The 23,479-nt window shown below is 44.5% G+C and carries 23 protein-coding genes and 1 pseudogene; 8 read left to right on the forward strand and 16 right to left on the reverse strand.

Translation table 11 applies throughout. The features are described 5' to 3' along the window. The first annotated feature begins 70 nt into the window (after positions 1-70). The 3 genes from yjeH to AC6I8Y_RS18970 all read left to right on the forward strand — a co-directional run bounded on the left by yjeH (position 71) and on the right by AC6I8Y_RS18970 (position 3,426). Complete coding sequence (gene yjeH, locus AC6I8Y_RS18960; RefSeq protein WP_498022662.1) at positions 71-1,309, forward strand: L-methionine/branched-chain amino acid transporter; 1,239 nt, start codon at positions 71-73, stop codon at positions 1,307-1,309. 86 nt (positions 1,310-1,395) lie between these two features. After that, a complete protein-coding gene (locus tag AC6I8Y_RS18965; protein WP_498022664.1) occupies positions 1,396-2,694 on the forward strand; it encodes an MFS transporter in 1,299 nt (432 codons plus the stop codon). Positions 2,695-2,838: 144 nt separating this feature from the next. Beyond that, a complete protein-coding gene (locus AC6I8Y_RS18970) occupies positions 2,839-3,426 on the forward strand; it encodes a mechanosensitive ion channel domain-containing protein (RefSeq protein WP_498022666.1) in 588 nt (195 codons plus the stop codon). A gap of 10 nt (positions 3,427-3,436) precedes the next feature. Here AC6I8Y_RS18970 and AC6I8Y_RS18975 read toward each other — a convergent pair whose 3' ends face one another. The 7 genes from AC6I8Y_RS18975 to ectA all read right to left on the reverse strand — a co-directional run bounded on the left by AC6I8Y_RS18975 (position 3,437) and on the right by ectA (position 9,533). Then, positions 3,437-4,177, reverse strand: coding sequence for a polysaccharide lyase family 20 protein (locus AC6I8Y_RS18975; RefSeq protein ID WP_498022668.1), 741 nt, complete (start codon positions 4,175-4,177; stop codon positions 3,437-3,439). A 97-nt stretch (positions 4,178-4,274) separates the two neighbouring features. Next, a complete protein-coding gene (locus AC6I8Y_RS18980) occupies positions 4,275-5,144 on the reverse strand; it encodes a universal stress protein (RefSeq protein ID WP_498022669.1) in 870 nt (289 codons plus the stop codon). Positions 5,145-5,294: 150 nt separating this feature from the next. After that, positions 5,295-5,690 (reverse strand): DUF2391 family protein, encoded by a 396-nt coding sequence (locus AC6I8Y_RS18985; protein WP_498022671.1) that lies wholly within the window; start codon positions 5,688-5,690, stop codon positions 5,295-5,297. Positions 5,691-5,805: 115 nt separating this feature from the next. Next, a complete protein-coding gene (locus tag AC6I8Y_RS18990; RefSeq protein ID WP_498022673.1) occupies positions 5,806-7,245 on the reverse strand; it encodes an aspartate kinase in 1,440 nt (479 codons plus the stop codon). A gap of 48 nt (positions 7,246-7,293) precedes the next feature. Then, positions 7,294-7,680: an ectoine synthase gene (locus AC6I8Y_RS18995; RefSeq protein WP_498022674.1), complete on the reverse strand. Its 387-nt coding sequence runs from the start codon at positions 7,678-7,680 to the stop codon at positions 7,294-7,296. 12 nt (positions 7,681-7,692) lie between these two features. Further along, positions 7,693-8,958, reverse strand: coding sequence for a diaminobutyrate--2-oxoglutarate transaminase (gene ectB / locus AC6I8Y_RS19000; protein WP_498022675.1), 1,266 nt, complete (start codon positions 8,956-8,958; stop codon positions 7,693-7,695). A gap of 23 nt (positions 8,959-8,981) precedes the next feature. After that, positions 8,982-9,533, reverse strand: coding sequence for a diaminobutyrate acetyltransferase (gene ectA, locus AC6I8Y_RS19005; protein WP_394151171.1), 552 nt, complete (start codon positions 9,531-9,533; stop codon positions 8,982-8,984). A gap of 264 nt (positions 9,534-9,797) precedes the next feature. Here ectA and AC6I8Y_RS19010 point away from each other — a divergent pair, with 264 nt between their 5' ends. Further along, the gene (locus AC6I8Y_RS19010) at positions 9,798-10,673 is read left to right on the forward strand and encodes a tetratricopeptide repeat protein (protein WP_394151172.1); all 876 of its coding nucleotides are present in this window, start codon (positions 9,798-9,800) and stop codon (positions 10,671-10,673) included. A gap of 173 nt (positions 10,674-10,846) precedes the next feature. Here AC6I8Y_RS19010 and AC6I8Y_RS19015 read toward each other — a convergent pair whose 3' ends face one another. The 3 genes from AC6I8Y_RS19015 to AC6I8Y_RS19025 are packed head-to-tail and all read right to left on the reverse strand — an operon-like array spanning position 10,847 to position 12,645. Beyond that, positions 10,847-11,827, reverse strand: coding sequence for a Solitary outer membrane autotransporter beta-barrel domain (locus tag AC6I8Y_RS19015; RefSeq protein ID WP_498022676.1), 981 nt, complete (start codon positions 11,825-11,827; stop codon positions 10,847-10,849). A gap of 58 nt (positions 11,828-11,885) precedes the next feature. Further along, positions 11,886-12,101, reverse strand: coding sequence for a helix-turn-helix domain-containing protein (locus AC6I8Y_RS19020; protein ID WP_394151174.1), 216 nt, complete (start codon positions 12,099-12,101; stop codon positions 11,886-11,888). 19 nt (positions 12,102-12,120) lie between these two features. Next, positions 12,121-12,645 (reverse strand): DUF2975 domain-containing protein, encoded by a 525-nt coding sequence (locus AC6I8Y_RS19025; RefSeq protein WP_394151175.1) that lies wholly within the window; start codon positions 12,643-12,645, stop codon positions 12,121-12,123. A gap of 719 nt (positions 12,646-13,364) precedes the next feature. On the opposite strand from AC6I8Y_RS19025, the gene AC6I8Y_RS19030 reads away from it, so the two are divergent. The 4 genes from AC6I8Y_RS19030 to AC6I8Y_RS19045 all read left to right on the forward strand — a co-directional run bounded on the left by AC6I8Y_RS19030 (position 13,365) and on the right by AC6I8Y_RS19045 (position 17,368). Next, a complete protein-coding gene (locus AC6I8Y_RS19030) occupies positions 13,365-13,787 on the forward strand; it encodes a hypothetical protein (protein ID WP_394151176.1) in 423 nt (140 codons plus the stop codon). 264 nt (positions 13,788-14,051) lie between these two features. Beyond that, positions 14,052-14,615 (forward strand): outer membrane beta-barrel protein, encoded by a 564-nt coding sequence (locus AC6I8Y_RS19035; RefSeq protein WP_394151177.1) that lies wholly within the window; start codon positions 14,052-14,054, stop codon positions 14,613-14,615. Between the two features lie 2 nt (positions 14,616-14,617). Next, the gene (locus AC6I8Y_RS19040) at positions 14,618-15,001 is read left to right on the forward strand and encodes a hypothetical protein (protein ID WP_498022677.1); all 384 of its coding nucleotides are present in this window, start codon (positions 14,618-14,620) and stop codon (positions 14,999-15,001) included. A 348-nt stretch (positions 15,002-15,349) separates the two neighbouring features. Continuing rightward, positions 15,350-17,368, forward strand: coding sequence for a M13 family metallopeptidase (locus tag AC6I8Y_RS19045; protein ID WP_498022678.1), 2,019 nt, complete (start codon positions 15,350-15,352; stop codon positions 17,366-17,368). A gap of 177 nt (positions 17,369-17,545) precedes the next feature. On the opposite strand, the gene mnhG is transcribed toward AC6I8Y_RS19045, so the two are convergent. From mnhG to mbhE, 6 genes and pseudogenes are all read right to left on the reverse strand, one after another. Then, the gene (gene mnhG / locus AC6I8Y_RS19050) at positions 17,546-17,890 is read right to left on the reverse strand and encodes a monovalent cation/H(+) antiporter subunit G (protein WP_498022679.1); all 345 of its coding nucleotides are present in this window, start codon (positions 17,888-17,890) and stop codon (positions 17,546-17,548) included. Beyond that, positions 17,890-18,156: a monovalent cation/H+ antiporter complex subunit F gene (locus tag AC6I8Y_RS19055; protein WP_394151343.1), complete on the reverse strand. Its 267-nt coding sequence runs from the start codon at positions 18,154-18,156 to the stop codon at positions 17,890-17,892. The genes mnhG and AC6I8Y_RS19055 overlap by 1 nt, the downstream gene beginning before the upstream one ends. A 10-nt stretch (positions 18,157-18,166) precedes the next feature. After that, positions 18,167-18,643, reverse strand: coding sequence for a Na+/H+ antiporter subunit E (locus AC6I8Y_RS19060; protein ID WP_498022680.1), 477 nt, complete (start codon positions 18,641-18,643; stop codon positions 18,167-18,169). Beyond that, positions 18,640-20,136 carry a proton-conducting transporter transmembrane domain-containing protein gene (locus AC6I8Y_RS19065; RefSeq protein WP_498022681.1) on the reverse strand — a complete coding sequence of 499 codons (1,497 nt, stop codon included), beginning with the start codon at positions 20,134-20,136 and terminating at the stop codon, positions 18,640-18,642. The genes AC6I8Y_RS19060 and AC6I8Y_RS19065 overlap by 4 nt, the downstream gene beginning before the upstream one ends. Further along, positions 20,133-20,486, reverse strand: coding sequence for a Na+/H+ antiporter subunit C (locus AC6I8Y_RS19070; protein ID WP_498022682.1), 354 nt, complete (start codon positions 20,484-20,486; stop codon positions 20,133-20,135). Before AC6I8Y_RS19070 ends, AC6I8Y_RS19065 begins: the two co-directional genes overlap by 4 nt. Further along, positions 20,486-23,070, reverse strand: a pseudogene (gene mbhE / locus AC6I8Y_RS19075) (hydrogen gas-evolving membrane-bound hydrogenase subunit E). Before mbhE ends, AC6I8Y_RS19070 begins: the two are co-directional and overlap by 1 nt. Positions 23,071-23,479: the final 409 nt, after the last annotated feature.

Consider the following 23,479-nt stretch of genomic DNA (forward strand, 5'->3'; position numbering starts at 1 on the left):
AGATAAGTTGTTAATTTAAAGTCTAAATACTAAGCTAGACAGCTTTACACAGTACGACCGATGTAACGCGATGTCACAACTTAAACAAGAAATTACCCTACTCGGCGGCATTGGCCAGATGTCTACCACGCTTCTTGGTACTGGTTTATTCATGGTGCCCGCTATCGCCGCCAGTATTGCCGGCGAGCAGATCCTTTGGGCTTGGTTTGCCCTGCTTCTTGCGATCTGCCCGATCGCAATTACATTCGCATCGCTTGGAAAGCGCTACCCTAACGCGGGAGGAGCATCGTACTTTGTGCGCCAAGCATTCGGTCCGCGACTGGAAAAAGCCATTGCCCTGCTATTTATTAGCGTCATACCCGTCGGTGTTCCCGCTGCCATTGCAATTGCTGGTGGCTTTGCACAGCAGTTCTTGCCAAGCTTTATGTCTCACCCACTATCTGCACAGCTATTTGTGGTCGCCCTGCTCATGGCAGTGAACTTTTCAGGCAGCAAATCTTCAAGTCGACTTCAAACCCTCATAGCGGTGGGCATTATTGTATTAGTGGCGAGTTTTGTGTGGAGTAGTGATGTACACGCGACGAACTTTGCTCCGACTGCCTCGTCAATTGCTGATATGGGTTCTATTGCTCAAGCTATCGCAGTTATGTTTTGGTGCTTCGTAGGAATCGAGGCGTTTGCTCATATGGGCGAAGAGTTCAAAAGACCTGAGCGTGACTACCCTATCGCCATTTTGGTCGGGTGCCTCCTCGCTGGCGCTGTTTATTACGTATTCTCGGTTGTGGTCTTAGAACATCACGCGTACGGTACTCAAGCTTTAAACACCACCTCAGTCCCCTTCATTGCTGATAAATTATTTGGTCCTCAAGCCACTTGGGTCATCAGTATTGTTGGCTTTTTAGCATGCTTTGCAACTATAAACCTCTACACCCAAAGCCTTGCTCGTATGATCTGGTCGCTGGCTCGAGAGTATCGTCCAGAGAGTCCTGTTGCTCGCGTGTCCGTGAAAGGCGTTCCTACTATCGCCACCTTAACGGTTGGAGCAACACTTGCTGTCTCATGCGTATTTGGTTATTTGTCGGGTATCGACATTGATATCTTTCTAACGCTCGCAAATGGGATCTTTGTGGTGATATACCTTTTCGCGATGTGGAGTGCGGTGAAACTGCTTAACGGGTGGCAAAAAAGTCTCGCAATATTATCAGTGACCTTGTGTGTTTTAGTGCTGTTCTCGATTGGTTTGGCTATGGTATATGCCGTCGTCGTATTAGCTGTGATTTGGGCACTATTAGGTCGGGTTAGTAAGTGAGTGTAGGTCCGACTTAAACATGCCACTGAGTGTGTCTTTGAACTTATGTTCTGCCTCCCTCGTAAAGAACGTTTCGGGAGGACAAAATGAAACTAAATAGTACGACGCTCTACAAGCGACTCTCGAACGAAGAGGATGCGAGAGCATGTAGCGGCATTTCGGATAAAGCATGTCGAGAGGTGCCTGGTAATTTTCTAAAAATCTTGTTTGCTCAGTTGAGCACAAAGCTAGCAGATTCATTTAGTAGCAGCAAAGTTGTTCTACCGTGGCTTCTTGCCTCAGCTGGCGCACCGGCTTTCTTCACAGCGCTCTTGGTTCCTATTCGAGAATCTGGTTCACTTATCCCACAACTGTTGCTCGGTGGCATCGTTCGACAATTTCAGCAACGCAAGCAATTTTATGTGATTGGCTCTTTATTACAGGGTACCATGGCCGCCTTAATGGCTATTTCCGCTTTGCAACTTGAAGGGGCTCAACTAGGCTGGACTATCACTGTCCTACTCGTCTTCTTTTCGCTAAGCCGTGGGCTATGCTCTATTGCAAGCAAAGATGTACTGGGAAAAACCATCCCCAAAGCACGACGCGGTCGCCTGAGCGGACTGAGTGCCAGCCTTTCAGGTATAGTGACTCTGCTTATCACTGGCAGCTTGCTGGCTTTGCAGCAAACTTCCCTCACTTTTATTATTGCAATGCTCGTGACAGCGAGCCTTTGCTGGCTATTAGCCGCACTGAGCTTTGGATTGATAAATGAATATGCTGGTGCAACAGAAGGCGCCAATAACGGATTCAAAGTCGCTATACAGAACCTCAACCTATTGCGAAACGATACGCAATTCCAATGCTTTGTCACTGTACGTGCATTACTGATGGGGTCTGGATTGGTCGCCCCATTTATCGTTTTGCTTGCAACACCTCATACCGATTTTTCCGGTGTTCTTCTTTTTGTGATTTTGACCGGACTTGCCAATCTTGTCAGTGGTTTATTTTGGGGCCTCCTTGCAGATAGAAGCAGTCGCTATGTAATCCTACTGACTGCAACTTTATCAATTTGCATATTTCTGTTCGCAGCCTTTTTCCACACAGTGTTAGAACCCGCTTTGTCATCAATGATTGTATTAGTCGTGTACCTAACACTCTATTTCCTTCTTGCTATCACACATCAAGGGGTTCGCCTAGGTCGCAAAACGTACCTTGTAGACATGGCGGAAGGTAACAAACGAACCGATTATGTATCGGTCAGTAATACGATCATTGGCGTGCTCCTTCTGGTCTACGGGATAATTAGTGGACTCATGGCACAGTGGAATATGACTGCAGTTCTAGTGTTATTCGCATTAAGTAGCTTCGCAGCCTTTATCGTAGCTTTGAAACTAAAAAAGGTTTAAAGCTAACCTAAGATCTAAGAGCCTTATGAGTATCGCGAAAAGACTCCATTGGAATGAAAAGTAAATTACAACAACACCGGGAATGAGATATCATTGAAAGCCTAGTCTTCTTAAATAAACGCTCTACTTTTTCCGAGAGTAAACATGCTTGAAACCTTGCTACAGTCTGACTTAGTTAAACAGCTCGCCATCGCAGTCATTCTGATTGTTGCGTACAAAATAATTGTTAAAGTGGTTCACTCTTGGATTAATACACTCGCGACAAGTAAACAAGTTTCTATCCAACGAAAACAGTTCATCCTAAAAGCGTTTAATGTCGCTGCTCTTATCGTTTTTGGCGCTCTCTTTTTCATACTTTTGGGAATCGGGTTTGGTGACATCGCGCTATTCTTGTCGTCCATTTTTGCTGTATTGGGCGTAGCCTTGGTTGCTCAGTGGTCCATTTTGAGCAATGTGACTGCTAGCGTGCTGATCTTCTTCGTTTTCCCGTATCGAATTGGTGACAAAATACAGGTAGTTGAGAAAGATGCTGACATTCGAGGAAAAATCATAGATATAACGATGTTTCATGTACTTATTCACCATGAAAGCGGGGAACAGATTAGTTACCCAAACAATTTGATTCTGCAAAAAGGCGTCGTAAAGCTCACGTCTGATGAAAGAAGTCAGGTGATGACGCCACAAGCACCACTTCCCAAAGAAGAACCCACGAATACAGAGACGAAGTCGTAAGTTTAATGATTTACTTATCAGCGCGCGCTCGAATGTAGTTATCAAAAAGAATAACAAAAGTATTGGGCGTGTAGTCTCGGTATATACCCGCCTTAAAGTAAGGTCCAACACAGTCCAAGTAGCTCGTTGGACCGACGTAATCGACAACGATGACGTCGTCAATCATGACTTTAAGGTAGCCCTCAGTGCTTGGCGTCCACATTACTTTAATATCAAATTGATACCAACGATCTTTTTCAATTGGCTCACTTAAATAATGGCGGACTCGAGTCATACCCTCTTTGTTGTGTAAGTTCACAGGGAGGTCGCTGGTTTGTCCTCGAATTAAAAAGCGATCATTCCGTAGCTCTATACCTAAATTAGGGCTTCGACTTATCTCCCCCAAGTGTAGATCCGGTGTAGCATGCCATTGGGCGATAAGAGCCCGTACGTCGTCAAACTCCCATTCCTCGGAGATAAGCGTTCTAAATCGATAACGCATTTCCGTATTAAATGGTGCTTTATAGCGCTCATAAACTTCAGCCCGGTAGGCATCACCCGTTCTCGTAGCAAATACATCATCTTCTCGGACTTCTACTCGCAGTACGTTGTGTTCCTCGTTATGCGGATCGGGAACAAGTGTCGCGGAGTGTGCATAGGAGAAGTGCTGCCCCCAATCCGTTAGGTTGGAAAAATCCACCGATCTTTCATATTGTTGGTTCGAGGCATCGTGGGACGTTGGACACGCCAAGCTTCCACTAAAAGCAGACATGGGAGCCCAATAAAGTATCTGCACGCAAAGCAATACTACATATCTAATCATGTTGAGAAGACGCTTTATAACAAACGGTAAATTGGGCTTAATTCTATTAGAAATGCGTCACTAAAAGTAAGTCACATGGCGGATTTTTTAGCATTACATCAACCGTACTCCCCGTCAAAAATCGAGAAACGCTGCCTCTTCTGCATGCCCCCATGACCAGCAACGAGGCTTTATGAACTTTGACTATCTCTGGGAGTGCAAACTCTGGGTTGCCACGCCCAAACACTATCGGTATTTGATGAAAGCCTTTATCTGAAACAAAATCCACAACGCCTCGTTTTTGACTCTCAAGAATTTCACTCTTGTATTCATTGAGGTACCCCGCCACAAAACGACAATACGCAAGTTCGATATTCATATTAAGTAGTTTCGCGACACTTTTACCGGCTTCTACTACGGTCTCATCGACCTTAGCATCTTTATCTTCTCTGTGCAGAGGATCAATGGCAGCTAACGCCGTGCTATTTTGAACCCACGATTTGTCAGTGAGTAGAAGTGCATTTCGATCGGCCTTTGCCAGAACAGACAAAAGTTCAGAGGTAACGCGAATAGAGGAGTGGTCAACAAGGAGTGGCAAGTTCTCTGAGCTCACAAAGTCCGCCAGCATTTGCTTGACCCAATGCCTCCCCTCTAACCGAATCAAATCGAGCTTGCAATCTACACCCTCTTCTTTGGAAATGAGATCAACCTTCTCGAGAACTTGCGCACTCCAACGTAGATAACTGTCACTCAGGCTTTTTCTTCGTCTGTCTTCTGAAAGCAGAAGATCGAGAAAGGTGTGATCTTCACTTCGCTGATAGTCTTTAGCAAAGATGCAGATTGAGCTTTGTGTGGCAGCAGCTAGCGTTAATGCTTTAATTAAAACTTTTCGCGATGGGATAGCGGTCGTGTTAGACAGCAACTCAACTCGAGCCATGCAGTACTCCTTAACTAATTTGACCGATTATCAATCGTGACTTTTGAGAGTAAATTAATAGGATACTTAAACTATAGAGCAGCCAGAGCAAAGGTAGGGAAATAGTCGTCAAAACTATCTGATAATGAAGATAACTATTCTTTATCGAAACTACTCTTTATCAAAACTATCGACGACAATCGCACCCATGGAAGCTGGCATTGAAATCAGAAGGACTCGTTTGAAAGCAACCGCTGGATCATCCAATATAGGTAGCTTATCAAGGCATATCAGTATCAACGCAACAACAACCATGGTAAGCGCATAAGCCCAAAACACACGAGACACAAAAGCCAGCTTACGCATGACAATGTTGCGTTGAAACACTGCTTCATAGGTGTACAAAGTAACAAAGCATACCGACAACAACACAATCATTAGCAAGTTGATTGCGGGGAGCGTTGCCCCTAGGTACCAGGCCTCTTCTGAAAAAGAAATGGGCATACCAAGGGCGAAAGCGCCAACAAGTAATTGACTCACATCTTCAAAGTTAAAACTAGGCTTCATGATTCACCACAAGTGTTTAAAGGCAGTCTAACACGCTAATTATTCAACATTCAGTTGTCAAAACTCTCTGATATCATGAAGCCTAGCCGATAGAGGTTAAGTTAGCGACTAAAAACTAGGCTACACCTTTTAATCCACACGCATCTCTTTCTGGCTCAAATAAAGCTTGGTGTACAACACCGAGCGCTTGTTGATACTCACCTTCTTCAACAACATATTGCACGCTGACATTACGCACCGGAGCATGCAAAGCAACGGGTGATATACCAGCCTCTGCGAGCGCTCTTGTTCCTATAGATAGCGTCTCAGTCGAGTCTATTCTTGTACCAATAGCCGACACCATAGACACAACCCGGCAGGAAACTTGCGCTTCTGGGTAGTTCTTTTTTAACCGCTGCTTAACCTTATCGATTGTTGAAGCAGAACCGCATAAATAATAAGTCAGCGAGTTAGCCGTCATTTCTTTGCTAATGACTTCAAGCGTCATTGGCTCGATGATTGTCATCAAATCCAGGCTCACTTTATCGATATGGCAAGCGTGGCTCTGATCGAATAACTGTAAAGCATGAACCTTGGCTTTTCCTGCGACAATTTCTACACTTTCATCGTCTGAGGTGTAGTGTTCTGAAATGAGGGTGCCATCGTGGTCAGGCTCAAATGTGTTTTTTATCTGCAGTTCAATACCGCTTTCTCGTAGACAAGCAGCCGCTCTTGGGTGAATAGCCTCCATGCCAAGAGATGCCAACTGGTCTGCGACATCGAAGTTCGTTTCACCCACAGGCTTGACGCTTTCTGCACCCACCACCCTCGGGTCAGCTGAGCTCAGATGATATTCTTTATGGATGATAGCCAGATCAGCATTGGTAACGCTAGCAAGGCGACTAAACGTCATTTCACTGTAGCCTCTGTCGTATAACGACATCACACCTTGTTTTGACGCTGCATAACCAGTGACAATGGGTAACTCAGTTTTTATATCTATTTTCTCAAACGCTTGCGATATTGCTTGTTCCAAGCTTTCCGGCAAGGTCTCAGCATCCCAAAGAGACAAGTCGACAAACGTAGCGTTGATGCCCATTGACTTGAGTTTCAGCGCAGTATTATAAGCACTGTGAACTTCACCGAGCGATGCCAAAAACTCTCGAATTTCTGGTAAATAATTGCTGAGGTCAAACTGACCATATTGGCACACCTCTAATAGATGCATGATACAACGTCTAGCTTCGGAAGCGCGAGAGCGGATAAACTTGTCTGCTGCCATCCGGTCCATCGGATCGGCAAACATATGGTCATTGGTCAACAGCATGCGTTGCTCAACGGTGTCCAATTCGTTAATCCAGCGCTCATCACCACTTGCAACTAAAGAGTAAACTCCGGGTTTGCCGGTTCTTTTACACTCCAGTAAGGAATCTGTGAGCCCGCCGTACGCAGATACGACGAAAACCCGATTGTAAAGAGAGCCCTCTGTCGCAGGGCGAAGGAGAATGTTGTCCAGAACGGTGTCAAATGCGGACATTGATGTACCGCCGATTTTCTCTACGGTATAAGTAGTCATAATTAGCCTATTTTGTAGTTTATTGGGATAAAGATGAAATGTTTTCGCTCAGTCAACGAGGGGGTAAACCCCGTTTTCATCATGAGTTTCTTTCCCAGTAATTGGCGGATTGAACACACAGGCCATGACCATTTCCTTCCCCTTATTTGCCTTGAGAAAATGTTCATCGTGCTTATCCAAGACATAAAGTGTTCCCGGTTTTATTGAATAAGTCTCACCGCCTACGATCTCAATTTCTCCCTCACCTTGAATACAGTACACTGACTCCAGATGATTCTTGTAGTGAATGTGCGTGGTTGTGTCCGCGTAAATAGTCGTGATGTGGAACGAAAAACCCATGTTGTCATCTTTGAGTATCATCCTCAAACTTTCCCAAGTCTCAGACGCTACGCGTCTCTCGCTATCACGACACTGCTCTAATGTTCTAACTATCATGATTTTCCCCCGTTATGATGCGTTTTTGTAGTGCTTGGCAATGACAGAGTTAAACGCGGACTCAAACCGATTTAATCCTTCCTCCAGCTCTTCCGCCGTTATGGTTAGAGGGCAAAAGAACTTGACGACCTCATCATTTGGACCGGCAGTTTCAATCACCAAACCTTCTTCAAAACAGGCTGTGGACACCTCTTTTGCCAAACGTTCTGAGTGAAACTCAATGCCCTGCATCAAGCCCTTACCTTTTCTTCGAATCACATAGTTTGGGAAACGCTCCAGTAATCGATCAATGAAACTTGCGATGGTCTTGGCGTGTCCGCCGATGTGCTGTGAAAACTGGTCATCAAGCCAATAGGTTTCTATCGCTTTGGCCGCCGTGACAAAGGCGTGATTATTGCCTCTAAAGGTGCCGTTGTGCTCGCCGGGTTTCCAAATATCGAGATGTGGTTTCAACAACACAACCGCCAACGGTAAACCATAGCCCGAGAGAGACTTTGATAGCGTAACAATGTCAGGCTTTATTCCTGAGGTTTCGAAACTAAAGAACGTACCGGTTCGGCCACAACCCGCCTGAATGTCGTCCACAATGAGCAGTACATCATTTTCTTTGCATATCTCAGCTAGTCGCGAGAGCCACTTATCTGATGCGACATTAAGCCCACCTTCCCCTTGAACCGCCTCGACTAAAACAGCAGCAGGCTTGTCCAAGCCAGAAGAGTTATCGGCGAGCATGGTACTGAGTAGTTTTAACCCATCGATGTCAGCGTAACCTTCAAACGGCAGACGCGTGACATTGGCTAACCCTGTACCGGCGCCATTTCGATGGTGTTGGTTGCCTGTTGCGGCAAGCGCTCCGCTGGTGCAACCATGGAAGCCGTTAGTAAATGCCACAATGTTGCTACGCCCAGTTACATTTCGTGCAAGTTTTAAAGCTGCCTCGACGGCATTAGTACCAGTCGGTCCGGTAAACTGAACTTTGTAAATGAGCCCTCTCGGCTGCAGAATGTGCTGCTTTAATGCCAGCAAAAAGTCTGCTTTCGCGTTGGAGTGCAGATCAAGACCATGGGTGAGGCCATCTTTTTCGATGTAATCAAGCAGTGCCAATTTCATCACTGGATTATTGTGCCCATAGTTCAATGAACCTGCGCCAGAAAGAAAGTCGAGATACTTGTCACCCGTATCAGTTTCAAGCCAGCTACCTTTAGCTTTGTGAAAAATGACCGGAAAGTGGTTTGAGTATGAGCGAACGTTGGATTCTTGCTTGTTAAAAATATCCATAATAAGTGCTGTAGTTATCTCCTTTAGTGAGTGTTTTTAAGTAAGATTCGATAGAGATGTTCGGTTTCGTGTTGACCTTCAAAATGTACGTCATGATCGAGGAAGACTGAGACATTCCCCTGCTCCCCTTTCTCTTTTTCAATCCCACGAAACAGTGACCAAGACGCTAGATTGTCTTCCGTAATGGTGGTTTCTATCGCGTTGATTGAATGAAGGTTCTCGCGTTCCAAAAGACGACTAAGCATCTTCTTAGCAACGCCTTGACCTCGAAAATCGCGATCAACCACGACCTGCCATATGAACAACGTACTTGGCTGGTTCGGTTTCAAATAACCCGACACAAAACCAGCGAGGCGACCTTTGTAAAAAGCAGCAATCGATGTGTCTTGGAAATGTATTGCCTGTAGAAAATTGCAATACGTTGAGTTGTCATCCAGCGCTTCGGTCTGTGCCACCAGCTTGTTAACCTTCAAGCCATCCTCGGCACTTGGTGCTTGTAAACGCCAGAGCTGCTCATTTTGATCCGTTTCCGTATCAACCAAACCCTGTTTGATAGCCTTGTTAGTAAACTGCATCCCACCCTCAATTTGGTTAGTGCTCTAATGTTTTTGATTACTAAATACTTCGTACACTAAGCATTTAGATAAATCATTATGACTGCTTTATTGCGCATAAAATCAAACGAAAACATGAAAAACGTGACGCAAGTCACACTTTTTAAACTAGAAATAATACTTAGATGTCTAAGTAATTTCGAGATGTTACGATCACGCGAGCATTGTGCTAAACAAACACCTGACTATAGTAAAACTAACTAAACACAAAACCGGGAAGAAGAGATGAGATTACTCTTGATAACAATAATGCTAACGCTCCTTTGGCAAGGTCCGGCTCTGGCACAATCCACAAAATACTCTGATTCTGAATTGCTTGATCGCCCCCTGATGGAGCGATACATACTCGATGAACTCAAATCACTAAGACAAGACCAACAAGAACTTGAGAAAAGACTAGTCGTTCAAATCACTGACCGAGAGCTAGCAGTGGCTGATAAGTCACTGAACTACGCCAATGTCACTGTCACCTACTTCTTCTACATCATTGCTGGCGTAGCTTCTTTAATCGCGTTTGTTGGATGGCAATCACTGCGTGAATTTAAGAACAACACGAAAGAAATGGCAGACAAAAGGCTCGACGCTATTGCGAGCGAATATGAAAAGAAATTTAGTGCGCTAGAACGAGATCTGAAGCGAAAGACTAGAATCATCAGCGAGAACAACAAAGAGATTGAGCGAATCAATGAGATACATAACCTTTGGTTGAGGGCTCAGAGTATGCCAACCGCTGAGCAGCGTATCGATGTCTACGATGAAATCTTAACGATTCGCCCCGGAGATCTTGAAGCACTCACCTATAAGGCTGATGCTGCTATGGAAATTAGAGAATATCACTGGGCACTCAGTCTATGTAATCGCGTCCTCGACTTAGACAACACCAATGGCCCTGCACTCTATCAGCGAGCCTGCGCGTATTCTCGCCTTGGTGTTGAAGAACAAGCGATAGAAGATTTAGAGCTTGCTATTGAAGCGAGTCCATCGATTCGAGAATTGATCAACACAGAACCCGATTTGGAAGGACTTCACGGTAATCCGAGATTTGATGCGCTATTAGAACAAACGAACCTATTAGAGGGACATGGTCAGAAGGGCAACTAGTGCTAAATTGAACAGTGTCCATGAAGAAGCGATTAATAGAGGTGGTTAGTCGAACGACATGACACTGTCCAGTTTGTTGTTTCAACGTTGACCAAAGCCGTATCACCCAAAACTTACATTTGTTGGTAAAGCTCTTAGAACGAGGTGGGCTACTAAGTGATCATATTTGAAGCTCACTTATTGTAGTAGAGTGAAATACTCCCTCCGCGAAGAGAAGAGCCGTAGTTCAAGTTGATACCTACTCCGACATTTTCCACCCAGTCTAGGTCTACTGGGTTATTGAACAGCCAACCAACTGACATCTCGTAGTAATGATTGGTAGAGAGTTCGCTCTGGAGGTCCTTTGATAAGTCGACACGCTTCAAACCGATAAAGGGAGTACTAGAGCCATCGAAGTAATCTCGACTCCAAGTAAGCTGGTTTGTTACATACCAACCCATAGGTTCACTGATATGCCCCTGATTGGCGTGTCCCCAAGCATAACCTCGAAAATAACTCCAGGTTGATGCAAGCGCCCAATCCCCCCAAGCCACCGGAACATCGTACTCAAAGCGCACAGAGGGCTCAACAATGGTCGACCATGCTGAAGTATTAAAAAGGCTACCATCAAAAAAAACTTCAATGCTCTCAGACTGGATGCTATTAGCCGAAAATTGATTACTGTAATGCATAAAATGATTGTTAATCTTGGACGTTACGCTGAAGTTCTCATTCCATTTGTATCGATAGCCATAACCCACGGCCAACCCCAAAATTGCTTCGTCGAGCACATCCTTTGCCCCCGAGTCATCGAATAGGCTAAATTCGCTTTTGGTTCTGAGAGAGTACGCTCTCAGAGAAAGGATGTGAGCCCCCTTGGAACTACTAGAGTCGAATGTTCTTTTATAAGGTAGAAGATATAGAGACTTGTTTTTTCGTTCAGCAAGAGCTTGGTCACTACCTAAGTTTTCATTGTTCGTGTTAACGATATCGTTCGGATTAAAACTGCCTACACCAAACTCGATCGCTTCACTATCTGTCAACAACACGGCTGCAGAAAACCTTTGAGCAAGAATATCTGCAACTTCATCAGAAAGTGGAGAAGCTGTAACACCTTCGAACCATGTAAACACCAACAAACAGGTGGCCACATTCAAATTGCCAACAAAATGCACATGTGCCTCCTTGCACAGTAATCAAGGTAAATTCTACTAGCTCCCCCCACCGAATCAGTTATTCTTCATCAGTGTCGTGTTGAAACTCTAATAGGTCTCCTGGTTGACAACGAAGATGAGTACAAAGAGCGTTCAGCGTAGAGAGTTTTAACGCCTTCGCTTTACCATTTTTTAATACAGACAAGTTTTGTTCGGTGATTCCAATGAGAGCAGCTAACTCTTTAGAGCGCATCTTTCGCTTGGCTAACATAACGTCAATATTGAATACTATCATTACTTCTATCCTTCAGACCTTATATCGTCAGCTTATTTTCTTCGTTGATCTTTGTCGCAAGCTCCATGACTCTGCTTACACAAAGAACAACCAATCCTGTAATAAAGCTCGTTAAATCGTTATCTGAAGGATGGATTTCAACACTCCAATCACCGTTTACATAAGTTAGAGCGATCGACAGCGAAACGTCCGAAATAACCGTAACTACAGGTGTTAAGAGTAACAGTATCCCCACTCGTTTGATAAGTTTGGCATTGTCCAATTCAAAAATCAGTTGTTCTGCATAAAGACCAAACAACTTAGCTAAAGTTACGAATATCATCGCAAACTGAAGTACAGGTAACATCGCGGGAACCAAGCCCCAAAGCGACCTTTCCAAGCCAATAGGGGTAGATATATCAACAGGGAAAGAGGCATCTATCCAACTTGGTGAGACTAATGTTGCCATAAACCATAAGAAAACGCTGCTGATGAGGGCTAAAGCGACCAAAGCATATATCGCAGTTCTTGTCACTTTTGCCAGTTTCGTTATTGAAGATTCCATTGAACCTTGAACCTTTTTAGAGAATATACTCATAAAAGTCTGACATCTAAAACCATACAGTCAACTTAAAAGTTAGACTAAACAGTGATTCAAGCCGACTTAAATTCCAGGCTGAGTATTCAGAAGACAAAAAATGATTCACAGATGTAATCTTAGTTTTCATATGCAAAAGGCATTCATTTCAATCAAAGATGCACTCGTTCACGCCTAAGAAAAAACTGTCTAAGGTTTGACCCACTTCGTCTCAAAGAATATGAATCAGTCGCATAAATCCAACTTCATCATAAATATTAATCAAAAACAATGTGTTACATATATACAACCTTTACCTCTCACCCTCGTAATGATGTCACGTTTCTATCTCTTGTAGCTCATAAGACACTGGCAACAGGTTTACTTATGTAGCCCTAGTTCCTCTCCCCCCCCCCCCACTATTTTTAACCATCATTACTAATGACAACCATAAACTCAGTAAAAAGTTATTGCATTGCGATAATTTTTTACCTAAAGTGCGCTCACATCAGGTACAAACTTCGTCAAATTACGACGAACAAATCCTGGCTAGTAGCGAGGGAGTAAGTAGCAACCTAGAAACAAAGAAAAGCATCAATATTTAAAGACCGTTCATTGGATGACAGCCTTAATGGTGTACACGTGAAGGACTTGGGTTTTTTGACCCAACTACTAATCAATGCATTTACTTATAGGAATCGCATCACATGAAACTGCTATTAATATTAACTATTCTCGTATTTCCGATCGTATCATTCGCTAAAAATGTGAATGATTTTGACTTAACTTTTTCTGGCTGGAGTCATCACATACAAAATAAAGGCCTTAATCAAGACAATCAAATAGTTGGTTTCCGCTATAAACAGCTTGAAGCATTTACTCTGATAAATAGTTTTGAACATAGAGCCTATGGGGTAGGATGGTATCCTCAATGGGCTATAAATGACTATATAAACATGGGTATTCAAATGGGTGGAATGACTGGCTACACAAAAAAAGAAAACCGATTTCAAGTCGGTGGTATAACACCATACTTTGCCCCAGCTGTAACTTTTCGTTATAAGCATTTTGGTACAGAGGTGGCTTTGTTCAATGATGTGTTGGTTTTCTCTGCAAAATTAATGATCTAATTTCTACTGTATGAATTTCTAACGTAAGCTTTATTAAACTTTAAAACAATAGCTATTAAAGAGCAATACACTACAAATGATGGCTCTTACATTATTAGCATTTAAAATAACAAACAGCAATCAGAGAACAGTATATAGATATTAATATTAAGAGTAACTTAACATCATCCCTTTTAATAATTTAAAAATCAAGACATAGATTAAAACCTATGCATTCAATCATTACAGTACAATTTGATAATAAATTTTTTTCAAGGAAATACTATGAACAAATCATTGATCGCACTCTCTCTTTTATTTTCGGCGGGTATTCAAGCAGCTGAAACCGGATTAAACGGGGATCAGTTTTCAGGTTTACACGTGGAACTACTCAAAACTGGATACACTGCTAAAAGTGACTTGGAGGGCGGAGCAAAGGTTCAACCACTTATGGGTTGGGGTCTGCAGGCGGGTTACGAGCTAAACGGTATGCACGATTTTGTCGCTTCCATTTCTCGCCAAGATGGCGACCTAAATGATGGCACTCACACCAATGTACGCCTTGGCGGTAATGCTTATAAATTGGCGTGGAACTCTGGGTACACCTTTAATGTTCTTCCTAAAGTTCTGTCAATAAAGCCTTATGGCATTCTTGGTTGGACATGGTTAGACGGCTCGGCAAATGGCGGCGGCGAAACTTTCTCTGATAAAGAAAGTTCATACACTTATGGTATTGGTGTTAAGGCGAATGTTTTTGAGGACTTCACATTGGGTGCCGAGTGGTCACGTGGGGAATTCTACAGTTCAGACATGGATACGATTACCCTTATGGCTGGTCTTAAGTTTTAATTATGCTCAAGCTTGTCCCTTTACTAATCTTAACTACGCTACCATGTCACGCATTTAATGACGATCCAGACCAGTATACAGGGTGGAATATTGAGCTACTTAAATATGGAACTGTCACAGAGGCAAAGCTTCACGACTTCGACCATGAAGCAAAACCTTTATTTGGGTGGGGAGCTCGTATTGGTTATGAATTCGATGGTGTCAGCACCATTCGGGTCTCCGCAGCAAAGCTTGATGGTAGCATTGATGGGAGTGGATTTGCATTACACGATACCGACTATCAAGCAGACTGGGTAATCGGAAAAACGTTTGACATATTTCGAGGACAGCTATCATTTAAACCTTATGGCTTCGCAGGGTGGCATTGGGGGGAAGGTGAAGTATAATAACCAAGTACAAAAAGACTCTGGTTTTACTTACGGATTAGGATTGCGATTTAATGTTATGAGAAATCTTATCTTAGGTGCTGAATGGAATAAAACTAAAGTCGTAAGTGAAAAACTAGACTCCGTTGTATTGTCGGTCGGATTTAAGTTTTAATTCTTTATTTTTGTAGAGATTCAATTCCACCCTTCAGGGGGTGGTTCCTAGTTATGCTACCGACTTAACAACCAATCATTTTAATCCGTTACAGCAAAGCGCACCTCATTCTTGTTTTTGAGAAATGAGTTCGCATTCACCAAGTGTTCCATAACCTATAGTTTTAATAACCCACTAGTAAAAGAATGAATGATATGAATAAAAGAATACTCTCGCTCCTTATCGCCACCTGCTGCTCAGGTTCGTTCGCACAAACAGTTCCCTACGGTGATCAGTCCATAGATCTCAGTGACAACATAAACCCCGGCTCTGACTTCAACCAGTATGTTAACGCAGATTGGGAGTCAAATGTAGACATACCATTAGGCTACCCATTCCGCAATGCTTTCGTGGATGTTCACCTAAAGACACAAAAAAATTTACGTACCATTGTCGATGAGCTGATTACTTCCCAAGTATCCGCCCTAACTCATGACGAAATGAACATCGTTGACCTGTATAAAAGCTACATGGATGTCGAAGAAATAGATCGCCTTGGTCTCTCACCTGTAAAAAAGACGCTTGAGGAGATTGAAACTATTAGCACTAAGGAAGAAGCCGCTGCATTTATGGCGAAAGCTAGTGTCGGTTCTTTTGTAGACATGATGGTCTCTCAAGACGAAAAGGAGCCAACAACCAATCGGCTGCACATTATGCAAGGTGGCCTTTCAATGACTCGCGCTTACTACGTCGACAAGGGTGAAAAAATGGACCGTATTCGCAACGAGTACTTATCTTATATCGCCACGATATTTAAAGCGCTCAACTACCAAGACGCCGCTGAACGCGCACTGTCAGTCTTTGAACTTGAGACGGTCTTAGCGCAAGGCTATTGGTCTAATGCCGAAATGCGCGATGTTGAAAAAACGTACCGCCCTCTGAGTCAAAAAAAGCTACAAGATCTTGCTCCTGATTTTCCATGGGCTTTGTATTTTGATGAGTTAGGCCTCAGTGAGAAAGCTCGAGATAAAATCATTGTGATGACCGACAGTGCCGTGCAGCATTTAGCTAAGGTCTTTGATGGTTCAGATATGGGTGCATTACGAGCTTATCTAGAGTTTCACTATGTCAATGCATACGCTCGCTTCCTACCAGAGCCAATATCTACAGAACACTTCAAGTTTTTCAGTGGAGTGCTTAATGGTGTAACGACTGACAAACCCCGAAAAGAGACGGCACTTCGAATCATCGATGAATTCTATGGTGAGAAGCTGGGTATGATTTACGCAGATCGATACTTCCCAAAAGAAAATAAACAAGAGATGACGAAACTTATTGGATACCTGCAAGACGCATTTGCTGAACGTTTCGCGGCTAATGAATGGATGGATGCAGAAACGAAAAATGAAGCGATTCAAAAATTAGATCAATTTACCGTTAAAATTGGCTATCCCGATCAATGGCATGATACTTCGGACGTTAAGTTCTCTGCAAATAGTTTGGTCTCTAATATTGAGAGTATTAAACAACGAACAGCCAAAATACAATTAGCTAAAGTCGGCAACCCTGTTGATTCCTGGGAATGGGATATGCTGCCTCAAACAGTAAATGCATACTACACACCAACGTCCAATGAAATTGTATTCCCCGCCGCAATTCTTCAGCCTCCGTTCTACTCTCCGAATGTCGATATGGCATTTAACTTTGGAGCAATCGGAGCAGTTATCGGCCATGAGATTGGCCACGGCTTTGATGACCAAGGACGAATGTTTGATGGCCGTGGCGTATTGCGAGACTGGTGGACTAGAACGGCAAGTAAACGCTATAAAGTAAAAACAACGCAACTGGATAAACAATACAGCGAATTTGAGTTTGATGGTCTGAACATTGATGGAAGATTGACACTTGGCGAAAACTTAGGAGACCTAGGCGGCCTAACAATCGCGCTTGAAGCATACAAACAATATTGCAAAGACACCTATCCAAATGGAAAAGCACCGGTGATCGCTGGCACAACTGGCGTTCAACGCTTTTTCTTAGCATGGGCACAAGTCTGGCGTGAGAAAGCTACCGTGGAAGCAATTAGGTCAAGAATCCTCAGTGACCCCCACGCTCCCAATCAGTTCCGTATCAACGGTATTGTTAGAAATATTGATGAGTGGTACGAGGCGTTTAACATCACTGAAGACAGTAAAATGTATTTAGAGCCAGATGCTCGTGTGAGAATCTGGTAGAACGTAGAATATGGAAGGCAAAGGAAAGCCTCCTCGCTAATGAACAGTGTATTTCTCTATTGCACCATTCGAACAGAATACCAAATCGCCTTAACTTGAAATGTTTTGAGGCAACATACCGCGCTTCACGCACACCAAACCTTAGAAGCACGTTCAGCGCTCTCAACCAATCAGAAACTAGTTCACACCTTTCTCACTAGTCTCTTGTTCTACCGACGGTGCATCGTCTGCGCGATTGCGCCAAATCTTATAGCCGCGGGCCTGCATACTTTTACCCAACAAGTGGGCTGCGACGGGTGCAGTTAGGACGATAAACACCATAGTGCCTATCACCCGTGATAGCACTGTCAAATCATGAATAGACAAGGCAACAGAGAAGAGTATGGCAGCAAGCCCAACAGTACCTGCTTTCGTTGCAGCATGCATACGCGTATAGAGATCGGGCATGCGCAGAACGCCAATACTCGCGACCAGAACTAACAGAGTTCCGAATATTAATAGTAGCGCGACAACCACTTGCATTACGACCCTCCTGCTTGTTTGTCTTTAACAATTAAACGAGCAAACGCGATTGTGCCCAAAAAAGCGACCAATCCTAAAGTAATCGCAATATCAAGTAGCGACGTTTGCATCGTATCGAGGGTCACTATGGCAATGAATCCAATGGTAATGAACGCTATTAGGTCCAAGGCAACGACTCGATCTGCCAATGTTGGCCCCTTGGCAAGCCTCACGAAAGACAACACCAAGCTCACTAACAAACCCACATAGGCAAACTGGATACTCATTTGAACGAACTCACCCACGGGTCACCTCCAATATTCTTCTCTCCATACCTTGCTTAATACTTTGGATAACCTCTTCATGCTTTGGTGCAAACATCGCGTGAACCACAAGATGCTTCTTGTCCTTCGTAACATCGAGACAAAGACTACCTGGAGTTAACGAAACCATATTGGCAAGTAAGGTTATTTCCACGTCACTCGTGGCATCCAATGGGACATAAACAATGTCAGGGTCACTTAAGTGCGTTGGCGTAATGACATCCCACATCACTCTTGCAACTGACACTATCATCTCGTAGATAAAATAAACAAAGAGAGATAGCGCCGCCGTAAAGCGGCTGAAATAACTCGTTTTTAACCCAAAAGGCTGGCTAAGGCGCAAAGCAAAGAAACCGACAATAAATCCAATAACAAAGTTACCGCTGCTGTAGCTACCGTTAATAAGCATCCAAGCGAAAGCAAGAAACAAGTTAAGCAAGAAGTAACTCATAATCGGCCTCCTAACACGGCATCTACGTAGGCACTGGGTACTAAAAGCTGGTTTGCAGCCCCCATGGCGAATTGAAAAAACGGCTCTGCGGCGAAGCCAATCACCAAGCTGGTTGACGTCAAAATAATAATGGGGGTGTAATACAAGAGTTGAACAGCCTTGGGCAGAGTCACCGATCTCGTCTCCTCAGGCTGAGGCTTCCAAAACGCCTCACTCCAAATCTTGGTCATCGAAAAAATGGTCAACAATCCGACGACTAGAGCGGTTGCAGCGAGCATGTAGTGTTCCGTATGAAGGCTGTCTTTGATAACCAAAAACTTGCCCCAGAAACCAGATAAGGGTGGAAAACCTGCTAATGAGAAGGCTGGAATAATAAATAAGAAGGCCAGCAGAGGCATTGACTTATACACACCACCAAGCTTGGACAGTTGACTGGAGCCATATCGGCGCTCGACAAATCCACCAATCAAGAACAGGTTGGCTTTCACTATGATGTGATGAACAATATAGAAAATCGCCCCCGCTAGTGCTAACGGCGTGTAGATAGCTAACCCCATGATCATGTAGCCAATTTGACTGATGATATGAAACGATAAGATGCGCTTAATATCGAACTGAGCGGCAGCTCCCAACACGCCCGTTAACATGGTTAAACCTGCTACCCATATGAGTAGCGGTTGCCATCCACTCTCCGCCAGTGGAAATACCAAAGTAAACAGTCGAATAAGCGCGTACACCCCTACTTTAGTCAACAAGCCCGCAAACAAGGCAACCACTGCATTCGGCAAAGTGTGGTATGACGCAGGTAACCATGAAAAGAGCGGAAACAATGCCGACTTAATGGCAAACGCAAACAAGAACAACACTGAGAGCAGAGCTTGGGTTTCGGTTGGTATTGCTTGCGCTTTGGTGTGTAAATCTGCCAGATTGAGAGTGCCCGTTGCACCATACAATAACCCTATCGCTAGCAAGAAGACCAACGTAGAGACCAGATTAAGCACCACATACTTGACTGCCCCATCGACCTGAACTTTTCCAGCATCCAGAACCATCAGACCAAATGAGGCTATCAGCATCACCTCAAACCACACATAGAGGTTGAAGATATCTCCGGTGAGGAAAGCGCCATACACCCCCGCGAGCAAAACATGTATCAGCACGTGGTACATGCCGTATGAAGGTTTATCTCTAAGATCGGCCATCGCGTAGAAGACACAGACGGCCCCTATTATTGCTGTCACTAAAACCATGGCGGCACTGAGCAAATCAGCTACAAACACGATTCCAAAAGGTGCTGCCCATTGCCCGAATGCCACCGCTTGAGGCCCACCATTGAGCACACCAACTAGCAAAGCTAACGCGATACAAAACGTGATGCTGACGCTGATGCCGCTCACGTAGTCCAAAACACGTAAATGGCGTCGAGCAAAGAATGTCAGTATCGATGTCAGCAGTGATATGACAACGGGTAACGTCAAACCTAGCTCTGTCATGAATCCTCCTCAGAGCGGGTTAGTTGCTCAACATCTGCACTCCCTGAATCCTGATAAGAGCGGTAAAACAGTAACAAAGCAAACACCAGTAAACCAAATCCAATCACGATCGCAGTCAGAACTAAGGCTTGTGGTAATGGGTTTGCGTAGCCCTCTGGCGGCAATACGTCATTTGCGTCGATAAGCGGCGCCACGCCGAAAGTTAGTCGACCGCTAGTAAATATTGCTAGGTTAACGGCACTGCTAAGTAGTATTAATCCGAAGATAACTCGCAGATAGTGGCGCTCCAACATCAAGTAGATACCGGCTGCGACAAAGATACCTATCACCCCACTCCATAGTATTTCCATCAGTCGAGCTCCTCATTCACTCGTAGCAGCATCCCCATCACTCCACCGATAATCGCCAGGTAAATACCGACATCAAATAGCAATGGCGTTCCAAGCGGCACGACTTCTTTCCACCACAAACCCGTGAGGTACGGCAGACCCACTAATAAACTCATTACGCCAGACAAAGCACTCACTGCAATGCCCACCATCGAGATGCCAAACGGTGAGTAATACAAGCGTTCCCTTACGTAACTTGGCGATTCAGCAAACATAAGTAGAGACAGACCAATAACGGCGATAAGTGCGCCGATAAAGCCGCCTCCCGGTGCGTTGTGACCTCTCAGCAACAGATAGAGTGAGAACACCAGCATAAGCGCTGCGACAATGTGCGCTGTAGTGGCGAAAATGAGCGAGTTGATCTTGTTCATTTTATGAGCGCTTGTGTTGACTAAACTTGCGGCTGATAGCCCCGCGATAACAACAACCACCACCTCGCCAAAGGTATCGAAGGCACGAAAATCAACCAAAATCACATTCACAATATTGCGCCCATGACCACCAGGCACACTTTGCTCTGCAAAAAGAACTGCGATAAGCTCGTATCTATAGGCTGGGAAGTGATCGTAACTAGCAACATAGTGACTGCAAAGCCAATGAAAATAGCGACGACTGCGTGCAGTGCTCGACGTCGACGTGGATGTTTAGGAACGGTTGAGAACAACGGTAAATGGCGCATTAACAGTGCAACGAAGACCACCAGCAGCGTCTCTACCAATAAGAGAGTTTTGGCGACATCCGGCGCGCTGTAGAGCATAAAAACCAATGTCGTCATAAAGCCAATCACACCTAATGACGCGACCGCTAAAAGACGAGAGGTCGAAACAATACAAAGCAGTGCAGAGGCAATCATGATCGCAGCAATGACGACCTCGAAATAGCTAAGTTCAGTAAGATCAGATGACCAATTAACATTCCCCAACGAGATATGACTGAACAGCAAGATCGCGAGGACAGCAAATGAGGTGAGCACGTAGCCACTCAGCTTTTTATGTTGAAGTAGATTAGTTTGCCATTTAGCAACGCCGACCAAGTATGCCATGAATCGATGGAACACAGAGTCAGCCACGGGTGTTGTTACGCCACCCCTATCCCACCATGTTTGTGCACGGCCTGATAACTTGTAAAACAAGACCCCTAAACCCAAAGTAAGCCCGCTGAGGATCAGAGGAAGGTTTATGCCTTGCCATAGTTTGACGTCGCCGACTAGAAGATCGGGTGAGACAGTTTGCACGCCAGGGGCCACAATATTGCTATTAAGCCAACCAAGAGCCAACACAGGTAAAGCGATGCTACCCAGTGCTAGTAAGGCTGGCGGTATCCAGAGCATGAAACTCGTCTCTACCGGCTTTGCTACTGCAGCTCTCTTTTCTTGAGAACCGTGAGGTTTTGAAGAAAGAAACGGTTTGAAAATAAGTGACATTGCTAGCGACACCATAAGTGCGTTGACAACAAGCAGCACCAGCAAAATCCATGTGTTGACCTCAAGTAGCGCCTTGTACATGTACTCCTTGCTCAAGAACCCCATAAAGGGTGGGATACCAGATTTTGATAATGCCGCAATAGCAGCAGCAATTAACGATATAACCAGCACGCTTTTCAAACCGCGAAGCAGCCGAATGTCTCGTGTCCCTGTCGCTTTATCTATATTGCCCACGACCATAAACAGTGCTGCTTTATAAAAAGCGTGAGCAATAATCAACAGAAATGCTGATACCAACGCGAGTTCGCTACCGATACCCAGTAGCAGCACCAGCATGCCCAACACTACATTGGTACTGTATGCGAGCATCAGTTTGAGGTCCGTTTGCCTTACTGCCAGCAGCGCGCACCATAAAGCGGTAAACCCACCCACTGTTGTTAGGGTATAAAACCAAACGTCTGATTCCGAGTAGACCGGTGACAATAAAGCTAACAAGAATACGCCCGCTTTCACCATGGTCGACGAATGCAAATAGGCACTGACTGGCGTGGGTGCTGCCATCGCATTTGGCAGCCAGAAATGAAATGGAAACTGAGCAGATTTCGTTAATGCGCCGAGCATGACCAAAACCATCGAGGCGTGGTAGATCGGCGCTTGTGTAATCGCCGCTTGCTCAGAGATGATCACACTAAGTTGAAAACTGCCTGCGGCTTGCCCCAATAGGATGAGTCCCGCAAGCAAAGCAAGCCCACCAGCACCAGTAACGATCAGCGATTGCAGTGCATTTTTTCTCGATTGCTCCTTTTCATGGTTAAAGCCGATAAGCAGGTAGGAAGTAAGTGTGGTCAGCTCCCAAAATACGAACAACAGAAGGATGTTGTCACTCACCACAACACCTAACATGGCGAGCATAAACAGCGTTAGATAGCTGTGAAACAACCAACGATCTTTTGCCCCTTTTAAGTAGGCATAAGCATAAAGCTGAACCATTACGCCGACACCAGAGATCATTGCCGCGAACAGATAAGATAAACCAGTGAGCCTAAAGCTAAGATCAATCCCTAAGCTAGGCACCCACGCTACTGTCCAGCTCAATCCTGATGGCTGATAACAATAAGTCAGTGCAACCAGAACCCCCGCTGGTAGGATGGCAAAAATCCAAAGCGGTTCTTCCCTTGCTGCGGACTGCGTAACAGGTACTCGATTTATCCCATTGCTCATCATCTTGCTGCACTGTGCTCCTAGTAAACATCGAGTAGCTAGTGCACACGGAGGCTCACTAGCTTTCTTGGTGTAATGGTTATCAGTATTTAGCTTTCAGCATCAAACTGAAGAGAATGGCATCAGAAAACTCTATCGGTAGGGCCTGAGGCAAGTGTATCTGGGTGGGGAGCGATCAAGGTTTTAACGAGCTCGTTGTGTTGCTCCATCAACTCGAAAGCGTTGTAGGTGCATTCACCTATGTCGTTTCTTGGGCAAACGTGTGTTTGATGGCGTTCTATCAGTTCAGTATTACAATGTGGACAGTAGT

Source organism: Vibrio sp. KUL78, assembly GCF_059725505.1.